This window comes from Hymenobacter metallicola (genome assembly GCF_004745645.1).
Lineage (GTDB): Bacteria > Bacteroidota > Bacteroidia > Cytophagales > Hymenobacteraceae > Hymenobacter > Hymenobacter metallicola.
Window position 1 is genome coordinate 1 of sequence record NZ_SRMB01000009.1, and the last position, 11,441, is coordinate 11,441.

8 protein-coding genes and 1 pseudogene are annotated in these 11,441 nt (G+C 64.1%); 4 read left to right on the forward strand and 5 right to left on the reverse strand.

What is annotated here, in order from left to right; all coding sequences use genetic code 11:
- The first annotated feature begins 836 nt into the window (after positions 1-836).
- Complete coding sequence (locus tag E5K02_RS24945; protein WP_135399214.1) at positions 837-3,200, forward strand: TonB-dependent receptor; 2,364 nt, start codon at positions 837-839, stop codon at positions 3,198-3,200.
- A 10-nt stretch (positions 3,201-3,210) separates the two neighbouring features.
- Positions 3,211-4,116, forward strand: a complete 906-nt coding sequence (locus E5K02_RS24950; protein WP_135399216.1) for a DUF4249 family protein — start codon at positions 3,211-3,213, stop codon at positions 4,114-4,116.
- A gap of 412 nt (positions 4,117-4,528) precedes the next feature.
- On the opposite strand, the gene E5K02_RS24955 is transcribed toward E5K02_RS24950, so the two are convergent.
- Entirely contained in the window at positions 4,529-4,891 is a 363-nt protein-coding gene (locus E5K02_RS24955) for a hypothetical protein (RefSeq protein WP_135399218.1), read from the reverse strand.
- Between the two features lie 301 nt (positions 4,892-5,192).
- Here E5K02_RS24955 and E5K02_RS26300 point away from each other — a divergent pair.
- Both E5K02_RS26300 and E5K02_RS26000 read left to right on the forward strand, forming a co-directional pair.
- A pseudogene (locus tag E5K02_RS26300) lies at positions 5,193-5,531 on the forward strand (helix-turn-helix domain-containing protein); the annotation flags it as partial.
- Between the two features lie 25 nt (positions 5,532-5,556).
- Positions 5,557-6,273, forward strand: a complete 717-nt coding sequence (locus E5K02_RS26000) for a serine hydrolase domain-containing protein (RefSeq protein ID WP_240737442.1) — start codon at positions 5,557-5,559, stop codon at positions 6,271-6,273.
- Here E5K02_RS26000 and E5K02_RS24965 read toward each other — a convergent pair.
- The 4 genes from E5K02_RS24965 to E5K02_RS24980 form a co-directional block, all read right to left on the reverse strand.
- Positions 6,254-6,745 carry a hypothetical protein gene (locus tag E5K02_RS24965; RefSeq protein ID WP_135399222.1) on the reverse strand — a complete coding sequence of 164 codons (492 nt, stop codon included), beginning with the start codon at positions 6,743-6,745 and terminating at the stop codon, positions 6,254-6,256. The two genes, E5K02_RS26000 and E5K02_RS24965, sit on opposite strands and share 20 nt — an antisense overlap.
- A 399-nt stretch (positions 6,746-7,144) precedes the next feature.
- Entirely contained in the window at positions 7,145-8,497 is a 1,353-nt protein-coding gene (locus E5K02_RS24970; protein ID WP_135399224.1) for a family 43 glycosylhydrolase, read from the reverse strand.
- A 28-nt stretch (positions 8,498-8,525) separates the two neighbouring features.
- Positions 8,526-10,100, reverse strand: a complete 1,575-nt coding sequence (locus E5K02_RS24975; RefSeq protein ID WP_135399226.1) for a glycoside hydrolase family 43 protein — start codon at positions 10,098-10,100, stop codon at positions 8,526-8,528.
- 3 nt (positions 10,101-10,103) lie between these two features.
- Positions 10,104-11,417 carry a glycosyl hydrolase family 8 gene (locus tag E5K02_RS24980; RefSeq protein WP_135399227.1) on the reverse strand — a complete coding sequence of 438 codons (1,314 nt, stop codon included), beginning with the start codon at positions 11,415-11,417 and terminating at the stop codon, positions 10,104-10,106.
- Positions 11,418-11,441: the final 24 nt, after the last annotated feature.

The following is an 11,441-nucleotide window of genomic DNA, read 5'->3' on the forward strand; positions in this document are numbered from 1 at the left end:
CTCTAGTGGGAATTCCCATTACACCTCTAGTACTACCCCAGTTGCTACAATTGCTCTTAACGCCCAAGTGATAAGGATGGCCAAATTTCCTTAGCGTTGGTTTCCGTTCCAACTCTAGTGGAACCCCTACTCCTGCGGAGTATCAGGGACACTCTCGTTAGCAGCCCTTTGGACAGCCTATAGTAGCGGCTAGGGTCATTTCCCTCGACCACGGGCACCGCGGAGGGCCCGGCCAATGCCTTCGGCCGGGACGTGCAGTATAAGCTCGTCGACATCTTCGAGCCTAACGGCCTGTGGGATAAGCGCTTCAACACGGCCCTGTTTACCAGCGCCGCCGCCGGCTTTGTGAAAGGCCGCGGCAACGACGGGCCCGGCCCAGGAGGCGTTGGCCACCGATCCGGCCAAGCCGGTGAACAGCTACTTCCAGAACCTGGGCCCGTTCGATCTGAACTACATCGACAATAAGTACAAGGGCCTCCAGCACCGCCCAGCTACCAGAAGGCCAGGAGCGGGGCCTGCACCAAGATGTTGCAGGCCCTGTTGCGGTTGCGGGAGTCACCGGCTAGCAGTAGCTGCCAGGCAGAACCACCTGGCCATAGCCCGCACCGCCGGGGCCGCGTTTTTCACCCGGATAGTGGGCGGGGCTATGGTTTCGGCTGCGCAAAGGGAGCCGGCGGCCGGGCCCGGAGCACCCCATCCCGGCCTCTATACGCTACCTGGACCTGGGGGGAAGCATCGTGCAAGGCCCTGCCGGCGGAGAAGGAGCCACCAAAGAATAACATTTAGGCTCGTTGACGCTTTACTGTGAACGGATTATCTCTTACCAGCCGCCACGCATGCCAGCAGCGCACCGAGCATCTTCCCCGTCCGCAGGCCTGGGCCTTTTTCTTTTGCTGCTGGGGCTGCTGGCCCCGGCGCTGACCTGGGCCCAGGCCCAGCACGTGCTCAGCGGGCTGGTGCGCGCCGCGGACGGCACGGCTTTGCCGGGCGCTACCGTTGCCGTGCCGTCCCTGGGCCTGGGCACGGCCACCGATGCCGCTGGCCGCTACCGCCTTGCCATTCCCGCCGGGCCCCAGAGCGTGACCGTCTCCTTTCTGGGCTACCAGCCCCAGACTTTTCGCGTGAACCTGAGCCGCGCCCAGCAGCGCGACCTGCTGCTGATGCCTACCACCAACGAGCTGACCGAGGTAGTGGTGCAGGGCCAGCAGACCCTGCAGCAAAAGCTCGAAACTCCGCAGATGGGCGTCGAGCACCTGAGCGTGCGGGAAGCCAAGCTGCTGCCGGCCCTGTTCGGCGAGGTGGACATTCTCAAAACCCTGCAGCTCAAGCCCGGCGTGCAAAGCGGCGGCGAGGGCAGCAGCGGCCTGTTCGTGCGCGGGGGCTCGGCCGACCAGAACCTGGTGCTGCTCGACAACATGCTGGTGTACAACCCCAACCACCTGTTCGGGCTGTTTTCGGTCTTCAACTCCGACGCCGTGCAAAGTGTGGACCTCTACAAGTCGGGCTTTCCGGCCCAGTTCGGCGGGCGCCTCTCTTCGGTGATTGACGTGAAGATGCGCGAGGGCAGCCGGGAGAAGCTCACCGTCAGCGGCGGCCTGGGCCTGATTGCCTCGCGCCTGAGCCTGGAAGGGCCCATCGACAAGGGCCGGGGCTCGTTTCTGGTGAGCGGGCGCCGCACCTACTTCGACGTCTTTACCCGCGCCCTGAACCGCGCCAACGCCGATAACGAGAACTGGCAGCCCATTCCCGACTATTACTTCCACGACCTCAATGCCAAGGCCAACTACACCCTGGGCGAGCGGGACCAGGTGTTTGCCACCGGCTACCTGGGGCGCGACGTGTTTGGCCTCAACTCCTTTGGCAACCTGTCGGCCAACTTTTCCTGGGGCAATACCCTGGGCTCGCTGCGCTGGCAGCACACGTTCTCGCCCCGGCTCACGGCCAACACCCAGGTAGGCGTGACCAGCTACCGCTACTCCTTGGGCAGCGCCTTCGACATTGCTTCCTTCGGGCTGACGTCCACGATCCGCGACTACACGGCCCGCCTCGATCTGGACTACGCCCCGGACTCCACGCACCAGGTGCGCTTCGGTGGCAGCGTTACGCAGCACACCTTTGGCGTGGGCCGGCTGCAGGTGGAAACCAACGACAACTCCCTTAACATCAACAACGACATCACCTACCCGGCCCTGGAAGCCGGCCTCTACGCCAGTGACAGCTGGAAAGTCACCAGCCGGCTGCAGGCCGAGTTGGGGCTGCGGCTCAGTGGCTTTCACAGCCAGGGACGCGCCTACGGCGGGCTGGAGCCCCGGGTGGCGGCCCGCTACGCGCTGACGCGTACCGTGTCGCTTAAAGCCAACTATGCCCTGATGTACCAGTACGCCCACCTGGTCAGCAACACGGGCGCCTCCCTGCCCACCGACATCTGGTACCCCACGCGCCTGTCGGTCCGGCCGCAACGCTCCCAGCAGGTAAGCACCGGTGTGAGCTGGCTGCTGTTCGGCGGCAAGTTTCTGCTCACCGACGAGGTGTACTACAAGTGGGCCAAAAACCAGGTGGACTTCCGCGACGGGGCCCAGATTTTTGCCAACCCCAACCTGGACCAGGAATTCCTCTTCGGCCGGGGCTGGAGCTACGGCAACGAGCTGTACCTGGAAAAGCAGCAGGGCAGGACCACCGGCTGGATCGGCTACACGCTGGCCTGGGCCTGGCGGCGCTTTCCGCCCCAGCGCGGCACGACCGGCATCAACGACGGGCGCGACTACGTGCCCAGCTACGACCGGCGCCACAACCTGAACGTGGTGCTGCTGCACCAGCTCAGCACCCGCCTGCGCCTGACGGCCAGCTTCGTCTACACCAGCGGGGCCCCGGCGACGCTGCCGGCCGGGCGCTTTCCGGTGCAGAACGTGCCCGGCGGCGACCTGCTGGCCGTGCCCGTCTACCCCGACCGCAACACCTACCGCCTGATTCCCTACCACCGCCTCGATCTGGGCCTGGTCTGGAAGCTGCGGCCCGTGCGCCTGGGCACCGAGCGCGACCTGACCTTCAGCATCTACAACGCCTACGACCGGCGCAACGCCTACTTCGTGTACTTCGAGGTGACGCGTAACCCGGACACGGACCTGATCGACGGCTTCCGGGCGCGGCAGGTCTCGCTTTTTCCCATCATCCCGTCGGTGACCTACAACTTCACGTTTTAATGTCCCCCGTATGAAACCATCGCCATTCCGTGCCCTGCTCTGCCTGGGGAGCCTGCTGCTGGCGGCCGGGTGCAACCTGGAAAAAGACCTGGACGTGGTGCTGCCCGCCTACACGCCCGAGCTGGTGGTGGAGTGCTACCTGCAGAACGGGCAGATTCCGCGCCTGACGGTGGTGGAGTCGGGGGCCTACCTGCCCACGCGCGTGGGTACGGGCCAGCCCACCATCACCCTGCCCACGGCCACCACACCCACGCTGGGCCTGGGCCTGCCCAACGGCATCACGATTCAGCTGCCCGTTGATGTGACGGTCCGCCTCACGCTGCCCGGCGGCCAAGTCGTGCCGCTGCGCTTTGCTCCGGGCATCGACCCGGTCACCCGCAAGGTCTTCACCCACATTGGCACCGCGCCGCTGCGCCTGGAGGCGGGCCAGCGCCTGGACCTGGACGTGCGCGACACGCGCAACCACCACCTTACCGGCACGGCGACCGTCCCGGCCTTTATCCCGATTGACTCGGTGCGCTACGGCTTTAACGGCCTGAGCGGCCCGGCCCGCAAAGCCAACGTGGTAACCCGCTGGACCGACCCGGGGGCCACGGCCAACTACTATTACCTGCTGCTCAACGCCGCCGACGAGCCCAACGACGACGCGGGCGACTACCTGCTCGACGACCAGCTCTTCAACGGCCAGACCTACACGGCCCTGACCACGTACCGCTTCGCCCCGGGCGATACGATGACCGCCACGCTCTATCACATGGAGCCGGCCCACTATACCTACCAGCAGAGCATTCTGGGAGCCGTCTCGGCCAACGGCAACCCCTTCGCCCAGCCCGCCCGCATCCGCAGCACGGTGCAGGGCGGCCTGGGCGTGTTTGCCGTGCTGGTCGCCGACCGGCGCACGGTGATTCTGCGCTGAGCCGGCCGGTAACGGGTCTGCTCTGCGACGCGCCGGGTCGTCCCGTACGCACCCCGGTGCAGGCCCAGGACCTGGAAACCGCCGGCAATTTGTGGGCCGCGGGCCTGTACGTGGTGCGGGCTGATGATGGCGCTACCCGCCCGCTGGTGGTGGACTAGCCCCGGCAGGATGGGCCCGATTGGGCGGCCCGATACCCGGTGCGCAGGCCCACCTTGATGCTGGCGTTGTCAGCCTGCCCGGCTTTCCCACAGCCTTCTACCTCGCCGAGCCCGTCCTGCGTTCAGTAATAAGGGTGGGCAGGGAAGTAGTAGCTCCCTGGCGGAAGGCAGCAAGCTCCCCGCTGCGGCAAAGAAAAAGCGCCGTTCCAGCAAGTGGACGGCGCTTTTTCTTGGTGTATTAGAAGCTCAAGGCGCTAGGCCGTACGGAAGCCGGTTGCCTGCTTGATCGAGCGCTCGTTGCCCGTGGCCGGGTCGGCGTAGCTGTGCTCACCGATTTCAACGGAGACCCGCTTGCCGATGAGCTCTTTGGTGTCCAGGTCTTTGCCTGCCTGCGGATGAATGCCCACGGCGGCATACAGGGACAGCAGAATGGGCATGGCCGTCGGGGAGGTATAGAAGCGCTGCACGACAAAGCCCTCCTCGTTTTCCATGCGGGCGGCAAAGAAGGGCACGTTCTGGTGCTCGCTCTGGCCTTCTTCAATAGCGGTAATCTCTACTGTATGGCGGCCGTCCGGCAAAAAGCCTTTTTCCTGACCTTTTTCAACTGATATTTTCATGATCTAGGGTTCGGTTGGGTATAGGTAGTGTACGGCGACTAATAAAATTAGGTTTATCTGCTAATAAAAATAGCAGTACATGTTTTTTCCCGAACCGGGTGATGCACCAGCTCTAGTCAGTCAGTCAGGTGAAGGCAAGCGCTTTCCAAGGCTGCTGCCTTCAGCACAATAGGGGCAGTTACGCTACTACTGGCCACGTGCGGCGGGTCGCAAGGACGGTTTTTCAGCGCGTATCTCTTCAGCGGATCGAGCCTGGCGTCAGTAGGCCCTGCTACCCCTTCCCCGGCCTTCTCCAACACCCATGAGCAAAGAGCTGATTGCCCGCACCCTGCTCCAGCTGCGAAACCGGCGTGCTATCACGCAGGAGCAGCTGGCCGCCCGCTCCGGCGTGGGCATCCCTACCATTCAGCGCATTGAAGCGGCAGCGGCAACCGCCCAGCTAAGTACGCTGGCCCTGTTGGCCAAGGCGCTGGAGGCCCCGGTGCAGACCTTAACGGACCCCGCACCGCAGGAACCGCTCCCCGGGCCCTCCAGTGCCGATGCCCGGCCCGGCTCCGCCAGGCGGGAGCTGGTCCTGTTGCACGTGCTGCCCTTGCTGGGCTGGGTACTGCCCTTGGCCAACGTGGCAGCCCCGCTGCTGTACTGGCTCTATAAGCGGGAGCAGCATGAATGCCTGGATGCGCAGGGGCGCCTTGTACTTCCAGGTGTCCGTCGTGCTCGGTATGACCCTGGCCGTCGCCTTGCTGCTGAGCTTCTTTACGGCCGGCCTGGTGGTCCTGCGCGGCAAGGGGTTGCCCCGGCCCATATACCGGCAGATGCTTTCGCCCCAGATTCGTGTCGACAGCTACCGGGGCTGGGGGCCCGGGCGTGACAGCCTCAACCAGCAGCCCGATCCGGCGCACCTGGCCTGGGAACTGGGCTGGGGCATATTCGAGAGCGCCCACGGCCGGGCCTTCTGGCACAGCGGGCATGCCGAGGGCTGGCAAAATTTCTGCGTGCGCTACCCCCGCCGCCAGCTCAGCGTACTGCTGCTCAGCAACAGCGACAACTTTGAGCGGGTTGCCGCCCAGCTGCTGCGCCTCTGCCTGGGAGAGGCCCCGGCCCCCTTGGTCTGGGGCGGCTACTATGATCATCGCCCCCGGCCGGAAGTTTCCCCGACCGGGGGAGTCGTTAGCCAGCGGCGGCCGGGCGAAAAGGGAATGTCCACCACCCTTGACAGGGCGGTTAGCGGGGAGAGGCATCAATACCGGTTGGCACACAAGAGCCTGCGAACTGGAAAGCGAAGCGGTTGCCAGGCGCTGTACCCCAGTACCCATCAGTGGGTACTGGCTCCGATTGTAAAGCCGGGGAGCGAAGGCGTGCCTACCGTCCTATTTTGTTGAAAGCCACGTTGTCAAATACCGCGTCGGTTATCGTCACAGCGGGGCCTTTGGTCGGCTGGGCCGTGCAGCCGGTAAGGGTGCAGGACGCCCTACGCGTGGCCGCATCATAGCTGGTGATGGTCACGTTGCCGCCCCGGGCCGTGACGTAGTCCTGGCCCATGACAATGCCGTTGGGGTAATAGTTGACGACCACATACGTGTCCGGGGTGGTCAGTACCGGGCGGGTCTGCGGGAGCTTGGCAAAGGTGGCCGGATAGATCGTAACCATGATGCTGGCCTTGCCCGCCTTGCCGGCCAGCGACAGCGCGTCGCCCATCAGAAGGCAGCTTGCTGCATCCACCGTGCCTGCTACGGGCTGGCCATTGAGTTTACAGCGGAACGAGCCGCTTGCCGTTGTAACCGGGTCGCGGTCAAGGCTACCGGTTACCAGCAGCAGGGCTGGGGCCAGGGCCCAGGAGCAGAGCAGTTTCATAGCATGGGAATGGGCTGAGGAGAAAATGCGGGGAGGGTACGGAAACAAAGTGCGCGTGGCGACTCCGACAAGGCTGAAGCGCCCCGGCCGGTAGGGCTGGCAACGGCTGGTCAGCGGTAGCAGGGGATGGTTTCTTCGCGGGCTTACTGCACCGAGCAATGAATTAAATATACTATTTATAAAATATATTTTAAGCAGGGCCGCCACTTGGCAGGCCAGGTGCCGGTGGCGTCCCGCGTGTTTCAGAGTACCAGTCTAAACCAGACGTATTCGTGCGCCGCAAAAGCGCCTTTGCCTTGGCGCACTACACCCTTTCTGCTACGGGGGCTACGGGGTAGCGGGCCTTTAGTCATGCAGGTAGGAAAAATGCCTGCTTTTTGGCGCAGGCACTTCGCGGCATTACTCAAAGCGTATCCAATCCACTTCAACAGTGCCTGTCTTAGCCGTTGGAGCTACATATATGGCGTGCGTACCGGGCTGGCAGGACAAGACCGGGACTTTGATTTCCTGCCAGGCGCCGCCTTTGGGCACGGTCACTTCCGCCAGAAGTGGTCCCGCCGCATGATCAAGCCGGATCTGCAGGGTGGCCCCAGTGGCCGAGGTGACCCGCAGCAAGACGGTTTTGGGCGTTTGCCGGCCAAATGCTACCCCACCGTACTGCACCCAGCCGCCGGCCCCGGTGAAAACTGTTTTCCAGCCCCGGAAGGGAGTGGCCGCATCCAGGAAAGCAATAGCTGCGCCCTGGGGGCTGAGGCGGCTGTAGCGGTCCAGCTGGATTTTCTGCCGGGCGTCGGTCAGGCCCACGCCGCGCAGGGTGGGCACTACTTTGTTGATGGACCCGTCGGCGGCAAACGACAGGCTGTCGATTCTGACGGAGCGGTTCTTGTCGAACTGCGGCGAGAGGTCGTTGTGGTGGTAGAAGAGATACCACTGGTTGTTGAACTGCAGCAGGGAGTGGTGGTTGGTCCAGCAGCCGGTCGGCGACTCGTCCATAAGCACGCCCTTTACCGTGAACGGCCCCAGCGGGCTGGAGCTGGTGGCGTATTCCAGCCGCTCGGTTTTGTGCTCCACGTGCGGATAGGTGAGGTAGTAAATGCCCTTGCGCTCAAATACGTACGGGCCTTCCTTGAGGCCTTGGGTGGGCAGCTCGCCGAGCGTTTTGGGTTCTTCGGCCAGCTCCAGCAGGTTGGCCTTGAGCTTGGCGCCGTAGATGTTGCCCTGCGACCAGTACAGATACGCCTGCCCGTCCTTGTCGATCAGCACGTTGGGGTCGATGCCGCGCACGCCCTTGATGGGCAGCGGCTGCGGCACGAAGGGGCCGGTGGGCTTGTCGGCCACGGCCACCCCGATGGTGAAGCCCTTGCCGTTAATTGTCGTGTCCTTGGGCGTGGTGGGGAAGTAGAAGTAGTACTTGCCGTTGCGCTCAATGCAGTCTGGGGCCCACATGCTGTAGCTGTCGGGCTTCACCCAGGGCACCTTGTTCTGCGTCACGATAACGCCGTGGTCGGTCCAGTCGGTGAGGTTGGCGGAGGAAAACACGTGGTAGTCTTCCATCACAAACCAGCCGGCCCGCCCGCGCCCGGGGGCGGCCGGAATATCGTGCGAGGGGTACACGTACACGCGCCCATTGAACACCCGCGCCGTGGGGTCGGCGGTGAACTGCGAGGTGATGAAGGGGTTTTGGGCGTGCGCGGACTGAAGGCCCAGCACGGCCAGCGTAGCCAGCAGCCACGGTTTTAGGTTCTGTATCATAGGTTAAGGAGGTTCCCCGACAGCACGCTTACTTGGTCAGCTTATCGGTGATGCGGAAGTAGTCGAAATCGGCGTAGCCGCCCGGGGCCTGGGTGGCGTAGGTGAAGAGGGCGAAGCGGTAGCCCATGAAGTGCGGCAGCGTGTAGGCCATCTTGAGCGGGCCGCCGATGGGCTGCCAGGTCTTACCATCGAGGCTGTAGAAGAAGGTGGCCACGTCGCGGCGGTCCTGGAAGTCGCACTCGATTTTGAAGTACACCTTGTCCTGCGTCAGCGGCAGGCGCTGCAGCTCCACCGGCTTCTCCGATTCGGCGCTGACCATCACAATGGCCTTGCCACTGGCGCCGGCCTGCACGCCCACCAGCCCGTAGCGCCGCTGCAATACCCCGAGGCCGGCAAAGTCGCCCGCTTTCAGGTGCGACACGTCCAGGGCGGTGCTGCCGGCGCACACCGGGCCAATGGTGCGCTGGGTAAGGGTGTTGCGGGCCAGCACAAACGACGTATCGACCCGGCCGGTGCTGAGGCGCAGGTAGCCGGGGCGCTGGCTCACCGACCAGAGCCGGTTGTCGGGGTTGTGGTTCCACTGCCACACCAGCGGCAGGGCCGGCTCCCCCTTGCGCCGGGCGAATTCGTCGGAAGCCACGATGCCCGGGATCAGGCTCTTGTTGGCGGGCAGGGCCAGCGTTTCGGGCACCTTGCCCGCCGGGCTGCCCAGCACCGGCCAGCCATCCTGCCAGGTGACGGGAACCAGGTAGGGGATGCGGCCCACGGCGCCGAAGTCGCGGAACAGGTAGGCGTACCACTGGCCCTCGGGCGTGTCGATAAGGCCGCCTTGGGCCACGCCAAGGTCCTGCAGGGCCACGCGGCCTTCGTAGGGGCCGGTAATCTTATCGGCCCGGTGCACTACCACCGTGCGCATCCCACCCTTGGGCCAGGTGATGTTGAAGAGGTAGTATTTGCCCTTGATTTTGAACAGCTGCGAGCCTTCGGCCACCAGGTTGATGGTGCTGGGCGGACCGGCCGGGGCGCTGGCATTGTCGATGATGGTTTGCGGGGCGGTGCCCGGCTTCAGCCCCGATACGTCGGCCGTGAGTTCGGCCAGCTGGATGTTGCCCGCGCCGTAGAGCATGTACACGCGGCCATCGTCGTCGAAAAACAGCGAGTGGTCGTGCATGCTGGGCCGGAAGGAAACGGCTTTCCAGGGGCCTTTCTCGATGTTTTTGGTGGAATAGACGTGGGTTTTGCCCGTGGTTTGGGCGAAGGTGCTGACGTAGTAGGTGCCGTTGTGCAGGCGCAGGCTGCTGGCCCAGGAGCCGCGGCCGTAGGTGCTCTTGCCGTTGGCGAGGCTCATGGCGTCGTTGCTGGCCAGCGTGTCGTAGGCGTAGCTCACCAGCTGCCAGTTCACCAGGTCCGTCGACTTCATAATCGGCACGCCGGGGCTCAGGTGCATGGTGGTGCTGCTCATGTAGTAGGTCTTGCCCACCCGGATGATGGCCAGGTCGGGCACATCGGCGTGCACCACGGGGTTACGGGCCTGGGCCCGGGCCGCCGGCCGCAGCCCCAACACGCTGAGCGCGGTCAGCAACAGTAGTAAGTAGTTCTTCATCGGTTAGCCTTTGGAGGGTTGTGGCTTGATTGCCTGGTACTTGCCGCTCAGATGCAGGAGACTGAACAGGTAGAGCAGGCCGTCGTAGTAGGGGTCGAAGTAGCCGTCTTCGTAGGGCGCCAGCTTGGCATTCCAGAGGGCGTGCACGAAATCGAGGCGGTTGGCGTCGGGGCTCATCAGCGAAGCCGAGGCCGACGTCGCCACCAGGCCCAGCGAGTGGCGCAGCTTCTTCACCTTACCGGCCGGCAAGATGAAGTCGGGCCGGGAGCCGTCCACGTTGAACTGGTCCTCGAAGGTGTTCAGGCCCTTGCTGCGCAAAAAGCCCTGGAAGCGCCGGGCGTACTGCTGTTGCCAGGCCCGGTCCTTGCCAAACCACACGTAGTCCATGGCAATGTTCATGGGCACGCGCCAGGAGTCGTAGCGAAACGCGGGGGGCGCCCAGCGGGTAGCGCGGGGCTTACCGCTGAACTCGGTGTAGTCGTAGTTGAGGCCGGTGGGGGCGGCGCAGGCGCGGTGCAGAAACACGCGCGCCGTATCGGCGCAGTCCCGGTAAAACTGCTCGTGCCCGTCCCGGGCGTATTCGGCCCACACTTCCAGGAACGCCGGTACGTGGTAGGAGGGGTCGGTCCAGCGGTACATATCCCCGACGGGCACGAAGCTGATCTGCTTGTGCTCGGTGTTGAAGAGGTTGTACACGTCGCCGGTGCCGTCTTTTTTCCAGGAGGCATCCAGAATGCGGCGGGCTTCCTGGTAGTAGTTGATACCGGTGTTGTTGCCCCAGCGGTTAGCGGCAAACAGCAGGCTGGTCACGAAGTACAGCTCCCCGTCCGAGGCCGGCCCTTCGGCGTTGCGCTTCAGGGTGGCCGGGTTGATGCTCCAGGCAAAGTAGCCTGCCAGCGGCCCGCTCTGGTGCTGCAGGTACTTCTTCGACCAGCGCCAGAGCCGGTCGAATACCTCCTTTTTATCGAGCTGCACGGCCACCATCATGCCGTAGGACATGCCTTCGGTGCGGGCGTCCTCGTTCTTCACATCCGACACGTAGGCCATGGAGTCGCCCACCGTGAAGTATACCTTGTTCGGGCCCTCGAACACGTCGTGGTAGGCCTGGGCTACTTTCTTATCGATGGCGGCCTGGCTGTAGCCGGCCTCCCGCAGCAGGTTGGGGTACTTATTGGTGTAAAAAGCCGCCGTGCTCGAGGGTTTTTTCGGAGCGGCGGGGCGCTGGCCGAAGCTCGGGGCGGTACTCACGGCGAGCAGGCCCGCCACCGCCAAGAGGGTGCAGGTAGTGCTGCGTACAAGGGTGAAAGGGTTGGTCATGAAGCTGCTTTCGGGGCGGGAAAT

Coding starts and splice junctions, on each gene's coding strand:
- E5K02_RS24980 (WP_135399227.1), bottom strand. CDS start 11,417: ATGACCAACCCTTTCACCCTTGTACGCAGCACTACCTGCACCCTCTTG.
- E5K02_RS24955 (WP_135399218.1), bottom strand. CDS start 4,891: ATGAAAATATCAGTTGAAAAAGGTCAGGAAAAAGGCTTTTTGCCGGAC.
- E5K02_RS24965 (WP_135399222.1), bottom strand. CDS start 6,745: ATGAAACTGCTCTGCTCCTGGGCCCTGGCCCCAGCCCTGCTGCTGGTA.
- E5K02_RS24945 (WP_135399214.1), top strand. CDS start 837: ATGCCAGCAGCGCACCGAGCATCTTCCCCGTCCGCAGGCCTGGGCCTT.
- E5K02_RS26000 (WP_240737442.1), top strand. CDS start 5,557: ATGAATGCCTGGATGCGCAGGGGCGCCTTGTACTTCCAGGTGTCCGTC.
- E5K02_RS24970 (WP_135399224.1), bottom strand. CDS start 8,497: ATGATACAGAACCTAAAACCGTGGCTGCTGGCTACGCTGGCCGTGCTG.
- E5K02_RS24975 (WP_135399226.1), bottom strand. CDS start 10,100: ATGAAGAACTACTTACTACTGTTGCTGACCGCGCTCAGCGTGTTGGGG.
- E5K02_RS24950 (WP_135399216.1), top strand. CDS start 3,211: ATGAAACCATCGCCATTCCGTGCCCTGCTCTGCCTGGGGAGCCTGCTG.